Below are 15,670 nucleotides of genomic sequence, written 5' to 3' on the forward strand. Positions count from 1 at the left end.
GAATGGCTATTTTCAAAGAAACATGTTCGAAATACTCGGGGAGTGGACTTTTACGATCATCTACAGCTTTATCATATCCGAATTCAGCATCATTGTCCATGACAAACTTGACAAGTTTTTAACTTGGAAAGATAGCCCGACGGAGCGACTGCTACTTGAAACCGTCATCAATCTCTTGACGGTATTATTTATAAACTTACTCTTGGAGTACCTCATCTCAAAATATTACGTTGGTCCCCAAAATGTTACTATAGCACCATCGTTGGAGGAAAAAAGGGGCATGATACAAAATATTACAATTAGTGTTTTGATTGCGCTCATGATAATGGGTATCAATATCGGTAGTCATTTGATCACCAACTGGAAAAATGAATCCATGCGTGCCGCTAAGCTCGATCAGGTCATTCTAGAAACAGAACTTCAATCGTTAAAGTTACAAATCGACCCTCATTTTGTATTTAATAACCTGAGCGTACTATCAGAAATCATTCTCGAAGACCAGCAATCAGGTTACGAGTATGCAGAAAACTTCTCCAAGATATATCGCTACCTTCTTGTCAATTCTAAAAAAGATATTATCTCACTCGAAGAAGAGCTCAATTTTCTAAATTCATATATATTTCTTATCAAAAGCCGATTTGGCGATGGAGTTAACTTCGAGATAAACGTTAACCCTGCCAAACGCAATTTCCAATTGCCACCGCTCACCTTGCAGTTATTGGTAGAAAACGCTTTAAAGCATAACCAGACAAATAAGAAAAAACCACTGAAAATCAAAGTATATACCAACGCCCACAATCAACTTGTTGTTGAAAACATATTAATTCCGATTGAGCGTGTCTCCGAATCATCTGGAATCGGGATTTCAAACATCATTAAAAGATACGATTTGCTTTCAAACTTAAAATTGCAAATTAATAATGATGGAAAAACATTTAATGTAATCCTCCCACTTTTAGCGCAAGCATAATGAGTATAATGAAAGTACTAATCATCGAGGACGAAAAACTCAATGCAGATCGTTTAAAACGACTTTTGAAGGAAATTAAGTCATCCATCGTTATCTTGGATGTATTGGATAATATCGCTGATAGCATCAACTGGTTTAATAGTAACGAGCTTCCGGATCTCGTGATGATGGATATTCGCTTATCCGATGGTTTAAGCTTTGAAATTTTAGAAACCATAAAAATAGACTGCCCAATCATATTTACGACTGCATTTGACGAATATGCGGTGAGGGCTTTTAAATTCAATAGTATAGATTACTTGCTCAAACCTGTCGAAAAAATAGAACTGGAAAATGCCGTCCAAAAACTCGATCATCGGAAAGATCTGCTGATTAACCAACAACCGCTTCAAGGTTTACTGGATTTTATCTATCCGAAAGATTTTCGCTTGCGTTTTCTAATCCCTTTCAAAGACGGTTTTAAGACCATCCTCGTGGAAGATGTATTATATTTCTACTCAGAATTTAAACTTACCCATGCCCAGCTTAAATGCGGCACGGTCGAAATCGTACCGCAAACCATGGAAGAACTCGAACAGCAATTAAATCCGAAAGTATTTTTTCGTGCCAATAGACAATTCATCGTGCACATAGATGCCATCAAGAGATTGCACAATCACTTTAACGGAAAACTTAAAATAGAAATGAAAAATAACGACGAAGTGGAAATTCTTGTGAGCAGAGAAAAAGCGCAGCTCCTGAAAAATTGGTTAGACTATTGATAGCGGATATAAAATACACTTAAGACCAATCAAACACTATTATTTTTCTGCATCTGCTTGATGGTCAAAACTGACCTATCCCCTTCTTTTGCGTGAAAGAAAAAATTAGCTTTCCTTACGCAGAAGAGCAAACATTAATCCATCGCGTAATTATCTTCAGCAAAAGCAGGCTATACAGCTTTAGGTCTTAAAATTCAGATCATCACTTTGACGGTTCAGTAAGCAATTGTAACGTCTCAGTCTATTTCTATGCCTAGCGGCTTTGAAGTTTTGTTTTCTTTGCCTCATTATACAATGATAAAATGGCACAAAGAACGATGACTTTAAAACATTTCCTTACACTTATTACAGCAGTAACATTATTATCGTCCTGTGGAAGCAATCAGGAACAACCGCAAGAGCAAGCAGTTACTGTTGACTTTATGACATTATCTCCGACCCAGGCTGAAACCGAAAAAAAGTACCCCGGCTCGTTAGAGGGAACTGTCAACGTCGATATCAAAGCGCAGGTAACGGGGTATCTGGAACAAATTTATGTCAAAGAAGGTGACTATGTATCAAAAGGACAAGCGTTATTCAAAATTAAAGCTGATGTCTACAACGAACAGGTAAACAACAGCAAAGCGGCCTATCAGGCGGCCTTATCAGCCGAACAAAACGCTAAAGTGGAGATCGAAAAAATTAAACCACTTGTCGAAGGTAAAGTGTATACTGAATTACAATTAAAAACTGCAGAGGCAAATTATGCCGCAGCAAAAGCACAGGTAGCGCAAGCACAGGCTGCACTGGGTTCGTCTCAGATAAATGCCAAGTTTACGCTGATCAACGCACCTGTAAGCGGCTATATCGGCCGGATCCCCAACCGGATCGGAAATTTAATTACCGCAGCAGATGCGACACCATTGACAACGTTATCAGAGATCAATACTGTAAATGTCTATTTTTCATTAAGTGAATCCGACTTCATCGCCTTCATCAAAGATCAAAATAAAAAATCTTCTCATCAGCAAGCAACACTATTACTCGCGGACGGAACACGCTACAACCACGCCGGAAAGGTAGAGGTAGCCAGTGGCAACATCGACAGAACAACCGGAAGCATGGCACTGAAAGCAAGTTTCATCAATCCTGAAAAAATTCTACGTTCAGGTGGATCGGCGAAAGTAATCTTAAAAAAAACGCATGAAAACGTATTATTGATTCCTATGGCCGCTGTGAAAGATATTCAAGACCGCTACTTCGTTTATGTTATTGGCGAAAAGAACAAAGTTTCTATGAAGCAGATTGAAATTGCAGGAAATACCGCCGATGCCTATTTACTGAAATCTGGTCTGAAGACAGGTGAAAAAATCGTTATGAACCGAATTGACGTGCTTAACGATGGCATGCAGGTTAAACCATCTCAGAAAACCAACATGTAACAAGGTTCGCCGTCCATAACGAGAACGGAGCACTGAAGATTTCTTTTTATGTATGCCTTGGAACAATCCCGGCACAGCAAATTCAGTATTCCCTTTTTAAAAAAATGGTACTTAAAGCTTTATAAAATTCAAACTAAAATGCTAAAAAAGTTTATTGACAGGCCAGTTTTGGCGACTGTTATATCGATCATATTTGTCATACTAGGGGTAATCGGTCTGTTTAGGCTACCTCAAACGCGATTCCCAGATATTGCTCCGCCGACGGTACAGGTTACCGGAAGCTATCCGGGAGGAAATAGCGAAACCGTATTAAGATCGGTAGTTACCCCGCTTGAAGAGCAAATCAATGGTGTGGAAGATATGGAATACATTACGTCTACAGCTAGTAATGACGGTACGTTCTCGGTACGTGTTGTCTTTAAAGCAGGTGTAAATCCAGATCAGGCAGCGGTAAATGTACAAAACAGGGTACAGCAGGCCACTCCCATCTTACCACAAGAAGTTGTACGAATGGGATTAACGACCTCCAAGCAACAAAATAGTATGATCATGATATTCAATATCTATACAGAAGATAATAAAAAATATGATGAACTATTTTTACAGAACTATGTGAACATCAACCTGATCCCACAAATCAAACGCGTACCCGGGGTCGGGCAGGCTATGGTATTTGGTTCCAAGGACTATTCGATGCGTGTATGGTTGAATCCGCAGAAAATGGCGGGTTATGGACTTGTACCACAAGAGGTTATTGCTGCAATTTCCAAACAAAGTTTGGAATCTGCACCTGGAAAATTAGGGGAAGAATCAAAAGCACCACTTGAATATGTCATACGCTATAAAGGGAAAAAGAACCTTCCGGAACAGTATGAAAACATTATCGTTAAAAACAATGGCGTCCAGATCGTTCGTTTAAAGGATGTCGCACGTATTGAATTTGGATCAATAAGCTATAGTGGTAATTCGCAAAATAACGGCCTCAACACCGTTACCATTGGTATATTCCAGACATCAGGCTCCAACGCCAATGAAATTGAGATCGGGATCGATAAACAGATTGAAATAGCACAACGCTCTTTCCCTCCTGGGATCAAGATTTTTAAATTGATCAGTACCAAAGAACGCTTGGATGAAAGTACGGCACAAGTACGTTCGACATTGATTGAAGCCTTCATTTTGGTTTTCCTCGTTGTATTTTTGTTCCTGCAGGATATACGGTCGACTGTTATTCCAGCAATCGCAGTTCCCGTAGCTATCGTAGGTACTTTTTTCTTCCTGCTGGTGTTTGGCTTTACCATCAATATATTGACGTTATTTGCCTTAGTACTCGCCATTGGTATCGTTGTCGATGATGCAATTGTCGTTGTCGAAGCAGTACATGGAAAGATGGAGACTTCCAATTTAACCGGTAAGCAGGCTACCCATAGTGCCATGAGTGAAATCACAGGAGCTGTCATCTCCATTACCTTGGTGATGTGTGCAGTTTTTATTCCCATTGGATTTATGACAGGTTCATCGGGCATGTTTTATAAACAGTTTGCCTACACCCTTGTTATCGCCATTGTGATCTCTGCGATCAATGCCTTGACTTTAACACCAGCACTCTGCGCGTTATTGCTTAAAAATACGCACGCCGAAAATCACGATGGGCAGAACCCAAAAACAGGATTTTCTCAACGTTTTTTCAAAGCGTTTAACGCTGGCTTCGAGAACATGACTAACCGATACGTTGGTTCATTAAAATTCCTGGCAAAGAAAAAATGGATTTCGGCACTTTTGATCCTGGCTACAATTGGCGTTGCGGGATATCTCATGACAAGCACTTCCAAAAGTTTTGTACCGATGGAGGATGATAACTTTGTTGTATACAGTTTGGAAATGCCCCCAGGAACGGGACTTGATCGAACTACAAAAGCAGTAGAAAAAATCGAAAAACTACTTGCCGATATCCCTTCTATTGAAAGCCATACAAGTATTACTGGATTCAATATGATCGGCAACAACTCCAGCGCAGCCTATGCAACAGGATTTATACGCCTGAAAGATAAAAAGAAACGTGGTAAAATGAACGATATCGATCAGATTCACCAAGTGATCTCGCAAAAATTATCCAGTGTCAAAGAAGGTAATGCAATGGCCTTTCGCTCCCCTCCTGTTGATGGTTATGGTATGATGAATGGCGCGGAACTCGTTTTGCAGGACAGAGCTGGTAAATCGCCGGTAGAGCTGAAAGCAATGTCCGACTCCGTTATTGCGCAGATAATGAAACAACCAGGGGTGCAGCTTGCCTATACCATGTTCAGAGCAGATTATCCACAGATGGAATTAGAAGTAGATGAAGACAAAGCTGCCCAACTTGGCGTAGATGTCAGTGAAATGCTTTCGTCCGTTCAAACTTACTTTGCTGGCGACCAATCATTGAATTTCAACCGCTTCGGAAAATTCTATCGGATAGCAGTAAAAGCAGACGGTATTTATCGAACTGATAAAGAAGCCTTCAACGAAATATTTGTCAAAAATAATCTTGGCCAAATGGTTCCCGTGAATACCTTGGTTACCCTTCGTAAAGTATATGGCCCTGAATCGGTAACCCGTTATAATTTATACAATTCACTCACGATAAACGTGGTTAGTACGCCTGGTATTAGTAATGGTGCGATCATGGAAACATTGGAGAAAAATGTATTGACCAAGTTACCGGGAGACTATAGCTACGAATGGACGGGACTTAGCTTAGAAGAGAAGTCTTCGGGCAATCAAACCGTACTTATCCTAGCATTAAGCTTACTATTTGTATATTTCTTACTATCAGCACAGTATGAAAGTTATTTATTGCCCCTTGCAGTCCTGTTATCAATCCCAACAGGTATGATTGGCTCTTTCCTAGGAACACGTGCTATTGGACTGGACAACAATATTTACGTCCAGGTCGGCTTGATCATGCTCATCGGTCTTTTGGCGAAAAATGCCATTTTGATTGTTGAATTTGCTTTACAGCGGAGAAGAGCAGGCTCTTCACTCATTGATTCGGCTTTGGAAGGCGCAAGAGCGCGTCTACGCCCAATCTTGATGACTTCATTGGCTTTCATTGCGGGTATGGTACCCTTGATGTTTGCTACCGGCGGAACGGCTACAGGTAACCATTCCATCAGTACAGGAGCAGCAATGGGTATGTTAAGCGGTGTTATCCTTGGGGTAATCATCATACCATTACTGTACCTGGTGTTCCAATATTTGCAAGAAAAAGTTTCGGGTAACAAGCTTACGGACAATACAGTACACAATACAAACGATTAAAATGAAAAAATTTCATCACTATATAACAACTTTCGCAGCCAGCGCCCTTTTATTGTCCTCATGCAGCGTGGGGGAAAAATACACACGTCAAGAGATGGTGCTGCCCGAAAATTTTAAAAACAGCGCGGTTGTCCTGACGTCTGATACGCTACAGCTATCCTGGAGCAAATTTGTAAAGGATCCCTTGTTGACATCACTCATTGAGAAAGCATTATCTAACAATACAGACGTCAATGTTGCACTTCTCAATATGCAACAACTAGCACTCGCGTACAAACAGTCTAAGAAAGGGTTACTGCCGACAGCTGACTTAAGCATTGGAGCGAATAGAACCTGGTTATCGAGCAACTCCTTAAATGGCTCGCTGAGCGATCAATTTATAGGAACGCCCTATATGGACGATTATAGCGCCATGCTCAGAATCTCTTGGGAAGCCGATATCTGGGGAAAGGCAAGATTGCAAAAAGAAGAATCCATGGCTAACTTTTTTGGCCAAAAGGAAAACTTATCGGCTTTGAGAACTCGGATTATTGTACAGGTCATCCAGTCCTATTATAATCTAATCGCTTTGGATGAGCAGCTTAAGATTGCACAAAAAAATGTTCAACTGAGCGATAGCACGCTTCGTATGATACGTCTGCAATACAATTCATCAGTGGTCAGTTCGCTTGCCGTAGAGCAAGCAGAAGCACAGAAGAAAACTGCTGAATTGTTAATTCCCCTAGCCTATCAAAATATGGAAGTTGAAGAAAATGCACTGAGCATTCTTTGCGGAAGTTTCCCTGCGCGCATGCGACGTACAGCAAGTTTAGATGATACCATTGTTGGCGATGGACTTGCCACAGGAGTACCGGCCGAACTCTTGAGCCGCAGACCTGACGTCAGAGCTGCAGAATACGCCGTTGCTGCAGCCACAAGCAGAATGGGGCTAGCCAAAGCTGCGATGTACCCTTCTCTCAGTTTGACACCCTCCATTGGAATAAACTCCATTCAATTTAATAAATGGTTTGATCTACCGGGTTCGATCGTAAAAACAATAGCCGGGAATATTGCACAGCCAATTTTTCAGAAAGGTGCTTTAAAAACAAACTATGAAATATCGGTTATCGAACGTGAGAAGATAGCTTTGCAGTTTAAACAGGCGGTTATGGTCGCTGTTTCAGAAGTTTCTGATGCCTTGGCGAAAATTAAACACACAAAACAGCGACTTCAGCTCATCCATGCAAAATCAAATGCACTTGGCAAAGCTACTACTGATGCAACATTGCTTTACAAAAGTGGAATGGCAAACTATCTGGAAGTGATAAATGCGCAAAACAACGCCCTTCAAAATGATTTGGAATGGATTACAGTAAAAAGGGAAATGCTAAATGCGACTATAGATCTTTACCGTGCACTGGGTGGAGGAACAGATTGAATTGTGAAGAAGACATGTTGAAAATAAAAATGCGTATCATTTTCAGCAAAGCCTTATATTTATCAAACGGTTTGGCTTTTGATTCCCAACCCGTCAAAATAGATCGAACAATTTATTATACATTACATTAAATAGATATTTCCGTTATGAACAATACCGATACTGAAAACAAATTTGTTAACCAGCAGATCCAATACCTTGAGTTTGTATCAAGTGACCTTGAACGTGCCAAAGCATTCTATACGAAGAGCTTCGGTTGGGAGTTTACAGATTACGGACCGGAATATACATCTTTTGGAGGAAAATATGTTGACGGTGGCTTTACGCTCGGCGCCCCAGTAAACGGCAGCATTCTTGTCGTTATCTATGCAGACGATCTGCAAGTTACGCGCGATCAGGTTATCCGTGCCGGCGGCACGATATTAAAAGATATTTTTAGTTTCCCGGGCGGAAAAAGATTTCAGTTCCAGGATCCTGATGGATATGAATTAGCCGTGTGGACGATAGAATAAAAATATACATTTCATTATAAAGCCCCCATGTTCTTCTGATATGGGGTGCTTTATAGTTTAAAACTAAGCCTTTTTAGCTTTCTGATGATTTTTATTTTTATTCCTACTGAAACGCTTCTTCTTATTTTGCGGATTTTTTTTGCCAGGGTTGTAAGTAGGTCCCACTTCGAACCCATCCGGCAATGGTAGCTGTTCAATCGGGTAGCCTATTAAATTCTCAATCTGAGCAAAACGATTTTGATCTTTCTCATTGACAAAAGTAATAGCGGTTCCCGTGGTCGCTGCCCGAGCGGTACGCCCGATACGGTGAACATAGTCTTCCGGGTCTGGTGGAACATCATAATTAACGACCAAACTGATCCCCACAACATCGATACCACGAGAAATCACATCGGTCCCTACCAATACCCGAACTTGACGAGAACGGAATCTGCCCATGATATCTTCCCGTTTTGACTGTTCGAGATCCGAATGGAAACCCTCGGCATCAATTCCTTGCTTCTGTAATTCCTGAGCAAGAAGTTTGACCGTAGTTTTTTGGGATGCAAAAATAATAACCGATACATAGTTCGGATCCTTCAATATGGATTTCAGGAGCTCCATTTTTTGTTGATCATAGACAAGATATACACGTTGATCTATTCCTTCCGAAGGTTTGGAAATGGCAATATTGACTTCCACAGGATCTTGCAGGATTTTTCGGGCAAAGGACCTGATTTTCACTGGCATAGTTGCTGAGAACAAAAGCATCTGCTTTTTCTTCGGCAGATAACTTACAATACGTAAGATATCGTCTTGAAATCCCATATCCAGCATGCTATCGGCTTCATCCAACACAAAGTGCTTTAAATGAGTGAGATCAATCTTCATGGAGGTAAGATGGCTTATCAACCTTCCTGGGGTGGCTACAATGATATTTACCCCCTCTCGTATAGCGCGCTTTTGCTGCTCGTAGCCCATACCGTCGCCCCCACCATAGATGGCTATGGATGTTGCACCTGTATAATAAGACATGCCCATAATTTGCTGATCGATTTGCATAGCAAGCTCCCGGGTCGGAACAAGGATAATAGCAAGAATGGATTCCCTTGAATCCCGTGCTATCGCATCGAGGATCGGCAACATATAAGCCGCTGTTTTACCTGTACCTGTCTGTGCGCAGGCAATCATATCTTTTCCCTCTTTAATAATCGGGATGGTCTGTTCTTGGATCGGCGTAGCCTCCTCAAACATCATACTTTCTAAGCCTTCTCCCAAAGCTGGAACAAAGCCAAATTCATCAAATCTCAACGTATTGTTTTTATTGTTGTGCCCTAAATTACTAAATCTAATTCATAAAAGTCTAAAATTAATACCTATAGCTCGTTATCTTATTCCAAACAACGTCGCCATGGGACTAATCCACGCGGATAAATAGGGATGAAGTTGAACAAAACAATTGTACTGCCCATTATTGTAAGCCAGACATAGGACTATTTTTGTAGGTGAAATTAATCGGTAATTTGATTTTTGTTTGCAGATGACACGACACTCAAAACAGTATAACCGAGCAAGCCTGCGCAAAAAGAAGCGATCAGCACGGCAAACTTTGCTTCCTCAATTAATATGGTATCATCAAAAGAAAGTATGGAAATAAAGATGGACATCGTAAAACCTATTCCACCCAATAATCCTACACCAAAAATCTGCTTCCAGCCAGCTCCTTCAGGTAATTGTGCAATCTTCAGTTTTTTAGCAATGAAACAGATCAAGAATATTCCAATTGATTTACCAGCGATTAGACCAAGGATAATACCAATACCCAATTTTGAAGTCAATCCACCAATCATTTCGCCATGAATTGGAATCAGTGTATTTGCAAAAGCAAATAATGGAATGATAATGAAATTGACAGGCTTGGCCAACAGATGCTCCAGTTTTTCCAGCGGAGATTCTTCCGCGTCTGGTGTTGTTGGCAACGTCATGGCTACTAGTACGCCCGCTATTGTAGCATGAATACCAGAATGGTGCACAAAGTACCATATAAACAGTCCCGGAGTTAGGTAAGCCCAGATGGCCTTAACACCCAATTTATTCAACAAAATCAAAAATAGAAAGATACCTATAGCAATAAATAAATAGGTCGCATGAATACCATTGCTATAAAAGATCGCAATCACCAATATAGCAAGTAGGTCATCAACAATGGCCAAAGCAGCCAAAAAGATCTTAAGACTGGCAGGAACTTTATTTCCAAGAAGCGTGATAACGGCTAAAGCAAATGCAATGTCTGTTGCCATGGGGATACCCCAACCATGCACAGTCGAGGCGCCCTGGTTCAATGCAAAATAAATAATAGCAGGCAGAAGCGCACCGCCAATTGCAGCTAATATCGGCAGGATTGCCTTACTAGGGGATGAGAGTTCGCCTTCCACAATTTCGCGCTTTATCTCGAGTCCTACCAACAAAAAGAAAATAGCCATCAAACCATCGTTGAGCCACAATAACCACGAATATTTTAAATGAATTTGCCCGCTATTAAAACCTACCTCCTGATTGAGAAATTTCATTACACTAGAATACAATGGCGTATTTGCTACGATCAAAGCTAGAATAACACAAGAAAAAAGGATAATTCCGCCCGCAAAGCTGGATTTTAAGAATTCCCTAAAGACAGTTAAATTGATAAGTTTTGACATGATTGAATATCTAAAAAATGCTCACAAAGGCTCACAATATACGATTTTACGGCCATTTATGGAATATACCCCCTATTAATGCACATTCTTATTAAAGGGTTAACGAGTAATTATCTAAATTTTATGAGCAATAAATGAGCCGAGCACTTGAAATAAAAAAGATATCATGGTAAGATGTTTGTGTTATCTATTAAAATTTATAAAAAGCGCAGTGATTTTACCAAATTAATTTGACTTTGTTGTAAAAAATACTTAGCTTGCTACTATAGTTAATAAACCGTTTATTATGTGCAAGAAGTGGATTTTCATGGTGCTTCTTTTCGTAGCAAATTTTACATATGCGCAGACGACAGAGGATAAAACCCAACATTCAGGTTCCCATTACATTATTTTAGCAATAATCGCTATTATTGTCATTGTTTATATATTGTACAGGAGGCAAAAGAGGAAATTTAATGAATAAGGGAGATCAAATGATCTCCCTTATTCATTAAATTTCCTCCCATGTATCTCAAATCCCCTACCGATCTTTCAATACCTACCAAGCCCTTAATGCCGAATTGGCTCATTGGTTTGCGCTAACCGCTGCGATCCAGTATTCGCTGGACAAGCAATATCGTCCGTTGCGTCGTACACGAGTTTCTTCCCATTCAACTTTGCAATTAATTCCTGTGGGACATACACCTGCACTTTTGTCATTGAATACCCGCTTGGAAAATAACGGACATAATAACCATCGGGATGAAGCGTCCAAATTCCACTTGGCACATCCGCACGAGGTTCGGCCATACCGGCCATTATTGCATATTGTTCAAAGTCTGCATAGGAGTAATTTCCCGAAGATACCAATTGTCGAATATTATTTTCCGCTTCAAAGATGGTCTGAACCGCTGGAGGCATCTGGTCTTTGGCTTTTTGGACAACATCAAATGGCAACACACCGAGAGCCCCACCTTCCAAATGCAAAATTTGTTCAGCGGTTAGTAACTTTAAGGCTGTCTCTTTCACCGACCCCGAATAATCAATAAATTTAGTCTTCGCAATAATTGTCCACAATAACATCTGTATGTCCGACTGTGCTACTTCCGGGTGCTTTTCAGCATTCTTTAAAATGGCAATGACTACCTCTCTCTTTTTGCCCAGTGTAGGCGCATACATATAACCGTCACCTTTTGAAGGTGCATAGGTACCCGCTTTCAAACAATAGCTCTTATTGGTCATTTCAAAATGTCCGGCTTCCAATATATAGCCATCACTTCCATTTCTTTGTAGATTTTCTAACGGTTTGTAAACTGCCGTATTTTGAAAATCGGGCATTTGCTCCCCTTTCCTATCGACATCTTCAAAACTGGTACGGATAGCTTCCGGTTCTTTCAGCAACTTGTCCAGCCCCAGCATCTTGCTTCCCTTTGAAGCAACAGCTTTGCTCGCTTTGTCTAATAGCCCTCCAAATTGAGCCGAGGCTCCTTGAGTATGAAAGATAAATGCAACAGCGAGGATAAAAACACTTTTTATTCTATTTCTTTTCATAATTGATTTCATTTCAGCTCTCGTCCACAAAAAAGAAGCCAATTTAAACCACGAGCACTATAATTTGCAATTTATCCATTCAGTCGCATCGCAGCATATTGCGTTCCACATTTCATTTCAATGATTGTATTCCAGTCAAAAAAAATTCACCGGAGACTATTTTTCCATAAGAGCTGTAAAAAGCTGATTTTTGTAATAGAATTATCTTAAATTTCTCCATATAACTGATGCCCTTGAATAGTTAAAAATACAATATTTAAACGTATCTTTGCAGCATGATTAATGTGTCAAATCTCTCGCTTCGTTTTGGTAAACGTATACTATTCGAAGATGTCAATTTAAAATTCACACCTGGAAACTGTTACGGTATTATTGGTGCTAATGGAGCAGGTAAATCTACTTTCCTAAAAATTATCTCCGGGGAGGTTGATCCTTCGACAGGTTCAGTGGCATTCACCCCGGGTGAACGCATGTCGGTATTAAGCCAGGATCACTATGCTTTCGATGAGTTTACTGTTCTTGAAACTGTTATGATGGGTAACCAAGAGCTTTACAAAATCATGAAAGAGAAAGATGCCATTTACATGAAAGAGGATTTCTCCGATGCCGACGGCGAACGTGCCGGCGAATTGGAAAGTCTTTTTGCCGAAATGGATGGCTGGAATGCCGAATCCAATGCTGCAACTTTATTGAGCAGTTTGGGGATCAAAGAAGAACTACACTACAAGTTGGTTTCTGAAATCGACGGTAACCAAAAAGTCCGCGTGCTCTTAGCGCAGGCATTATTTGGCAAACCTGATATTTTGATTCTGGATGAGCCTACCAATGATTTGGATATTAATACCATCGCGTGGTTAGAGGACTTCTTGGCAAGTTATGAAGCCATTGTTCTTGTGGTATCCCACGACCGTCACTTCTTGGATGCAGTATGTACACATACAGTGGATATCGATTTCGGTAAGATGACAATCTATACGGGTAACTACTCGTTTTGGTATGAATCTTCTCAATTGGCGTTAAAGCAACGTTCTGATCAAAACAAGAAAATGGAAGATAAAGTGAAAGAACTTCAGGAATTTATCCGTCGGTTTTCAGCAAATGCTTCTAAATCCAAACAAGCTACTTCTCGTAAGAAAGCATTGGATAAGATCAATATCGACGAGATTAAGCCGTCTAACCGTAAGTATCCTGCCATCATGTTCAATACCATGAATCGTGAACCGGGAGATCAAACGTTACATGTAGAGGGATTGAGCAAAACGGTCAATGGCGAGGTATTCTTTAAAGATATCACGTTTATGATTAATAAAGGTGATAAAATTGCTGTGCTAGGTCCAAATTCACTGGTTACCACCGCATTCTACGATATCCTGACGGGTAGAGATACCGATTTTGGCGGTGAATTCAAGTGGGGTGTTACGATCACTCCTGCCGATATGCCAATTGAAAATGCAGAATTCTTTGAAGGTAAAAATGAAAATTTGGTCGACTGGCTCAGAAACTATACCACTAACCCAGAAGCAGACGAGCAATTTATACGTGGATTTTTAGGAAAAATGTTGTTCTCCGGTGAAGAAGTTATGAAGAAAGTATCTGTACTTTCTGGAGGAGAAAAAATGCGTTGTATGTTCTCTCGCATGATGCTTCAGGGCGCCAACTTCTTAATTTTCGATGAACCGACCAATCACTTAGATTTGGAATCCATTACCGCATTAAACAACGGTATGTCTGATTTTAAAGGGTCAATGTTGTTCACATCCCGTGACCACGAATTGACTGAAACGGTTGCAAATAGAATTATCGAATTGACACCAAAAGGTATCATCGACAAATTGATGACTTACGATGAATACATCAATAGCGATGTGGTAAAAGCGCAACGTGCAGAAATGTATAAATAAGATAATTTATCCCAATTTAATAAAGGCTCCATAATTTATTTTATGGGGCTTTTTTGATGGGCAATAAAAAAGCACTGAAGGGCTCAGTGCTAATCGCGATTGATAGAAAAGATTTGAGAAAGTGCTGTTTGTAATTACTGAAATGAAGATTTGACCACGCGCCAGCCCAACTGTACGGAGACAGCACAATGATCAGATAGATCCTGCCCGCGTTCGTTCTGAAAAAGCCTTTTTTGAACTTGATAATTCTTAGCCTCAAAGAGTAGATGATGATCATTGCGGTAATAAATCTTATCAATTCCTTCGCAATCTTCTGTCAATTCGAGCGCTGATTTAGCTTCAAAATCAGCCTGAAGATGAGGAATAATACCCTTATTCCGCAAGCTTACCCAAGCATCTACCAAACCTAAGTCCTGCTGAAAGGATCTGATGTTATCCAGCTCGTCTGCATAGTGTGCATTGAAGTCACCCATAATCAAAAGAGGTCTTCCAGCCGAGTACTTTTTAATATAGGTTTTCAACTGATTAATATTCTTCTGCCGGGCAACAGTCGCATTCTGATCATCCTGAGCTGTAGCATGTACATTATAAACATCTATAAATACTGCTTTGGCCAATTGAATTCGAGCATAAGAAAAACCTTTAGGAGTGAGACAATCTGCACCATTACAATCGGCCCAAGCTACGCGCTTAAATTCAACAATAGGGTATTTTGAAAGCGTACTTAGGCCATCTCCAAAAGGTACTCCACCCATGTTTGCTGTGCGGTAACTGTGTTTATTTTCACTGTAAAGAAATTTGTTATAATTAAAGTCTTCTTGTACATTGACTATGTCAAATGCATTGATTCGTTTTCCGATGGACCTAATACTTGAAGAACGCTCGGCTACAGCACTGGAAAGCAATTCAGGAAGACCAGCGATGTTGTATGTTAACAAATTGAGCCTTCCGTAAACCGCTTCCGGCATGTCCGCATACACCAAATTACTAAGCTTCGGTTGATGTTTAGGTTTCAACTTAAAACCCAGTATAACACCAGCAGACGCACAGATAAACAAGAGGAGAATCTTTCGAAGATCCTTCGGTCTGATTTTTCTTTCGAACAATAGATTTAATAACATGGGCAGAATATTTTGTTCCTTACAAATCTACCCTAACAACATTAGCTTAGTTCTCATTT

The 15,670-nt window shown here is 40.3% G+C and carries 11 protein-coding genes; 7 read left to right on the forward strand and 4 right to left on the reverse strand.

Annotation, left to right across the window (positions count from 1 at the left end; all coding sequences use genetic code 11):
• Positions 1-22: 22 nt before the first annotated feature.
• The 6 genes from B3139_RS00820 (at position 23) to B3139_RS00845 (ending at position 8,381) form a co-directional block, all read left to right on the forward strand.
• Positions 23-970, forward strand: coding sequence for a sensor histidine kinase (locus B3139_RS00820; RefSeq protein ID WP_209574441.1), 948 nt, complete (start codon positions 23-25; stop codon positions 968-970).
• An 8-nt stretch (positions 971-978) separates the two neighbouring features.
• Positions 979-1,731 carry a LytR/AlgR family response regulator transcription factor gene (locus tag B3139_RS00825; RefSeq protein ID WP_209575117.1) on the forward strand — a complete coding sequence of 251 codons (753 nt, stop codon included), beginning with the start codon at positions 979-981 and terminating at the stop codon, positions 1,729-1,731.
• A 302-nt stretch (positions 1,732-2,033) separates the two neighbouring features.
• The gene (locus B3139_RS00830; RefSeq protein ID WP_293879290.1) at positions 2,034-3,152 is read left to right on the forward strand and encodes an efflux RND transporter periplasmic adaptor subunit; all 1,119 of its coding nucleotides are present in this window, start codon (positions 2,034-2,036) and stop codon (positions 3,150-3,152) included.
• A 138-nt stretch (positions 3,153-3,290) separates the two neighbouring features.
• Complete coding sequence (locus tag B3139_RS00835) at positions 3,291-6,452, forward strand: efflux RND transporter permease subunit (RefSeq protein WP_293879292.1); 3,162 nt, start codon at positions 3,291-3,293, stop codon at positions 6,450-6,452.
• Between the two features lies 1 nt (position 6,453).
• Positions 6,454-7,869: an efflux transporter outer membrane subunit gene (locus B3139_RS00840; RefSeq protein WP_293879294.1), complete on the forward strand. Its 1,416-nt coding sequence runs from the start codon at positions 6,454-6,456 to the stop codon at positions 7,867-7,869.
• Between the two features lie 146 nt (positions 7,870-8,015).
• Positions 8,016-8,381: a VOC family protein gene (locus B3139_RS00845; protein WP_293879296.1), complete on the forward strand. Its 366-nt coding sequence runs from the start codon at positions 8,016-8,018 to the stop codon at positions 8,379-8,381.
• A gap of 63 nt (positions 8,382-8,444) precedes the next feature.
• Here the strand turns inward: B3139_RS00845 and B3139_RS00850 are convergent, their stop codons facing one another.
• From B3139_RS00850 to B3139_RS00860, 3 genes are all read right to left on the reverse strand, one after another.
• Positions 8,445-9,671, reverse strand: coding sequence for a DEAD/DEAH box helicase (locus tag B3139_RS00850; protein WP_293879298.1), 1,227 nt, complete (start codon positions 9,669-9,671; stop codon positions 8,445-8,447).
• Positions 9,672-9,871: 200 nt separating this feature from the next.
• On the reverse strand, positions 9,872-11,059 hold the full coding sequence (gene nhaA / locus B3139_RS00855) for a Na+/H+ antiporter NhaA (RefSeq protein WP_293879300.1): 1,188 nt from the start codon (positions 11,057-11,059) through the stop codon (positions 9,872-9,874).
• 549 nt (positions 11,060-11,608) lie between these two features.
• Entirely contained in the window at positions 11,609-12,589 is a 981-nt protein-coding gene (locus B3139_RS00860; RefSeq protein ID WP_293879302.1) for a hypothetical protein, read from the reverse strand.
• 275 nt (positions 12,590-12,864) lie between these two features.
• On the opposite strand from B3139_RS00860, the gene B3139_RS00865 reads away from it, so the two are divergent.
• Positions 12,865-14,490 carry an ABC-F family ATP-binding cassette domain-containing protein gene (locus B3139_RS00865; RefSeq protein ID WP_209574457.1) on the forward strand — a complete coding sequence of 542 codons (1,626 nt, stop codon included), beginning with the start codon at positions 12,865-12,867 and terminating at the stop codon, positions 14,488-14,490.
• A 134-nt stretch (positions 14,491-14,624) separates the two neighbouring features.
• On the opposite strand, the gene B3139_RS00870 is transcribed toward B3139_RS00865, so the two are convergent.
• The gene (locus B3139_RS00870; protein ID WP_293879305.1) at positions 14,625-15,611 is read right to left on the reverse strand and encodes an endonuclease/exonuclease/phosphatase family protein; all 987 of its coding nucleotides are present in this window, start codon (positions 15,609-15,611) and stop codon (positions 14,625-14,627) included.
• Positions 15,612-15,670: the final 59 nt, after the last annotated feature.

The organism is Sphingobacterium sp. UBA1498 (genome assembly GCF_002325125.1).
Classification (GTDB): domain Bacteria; phylum Bacteroidota; class Bacteroidia; order Sphingobacteriales; family Sphingobacteriaceae; genus Sphingobacterium.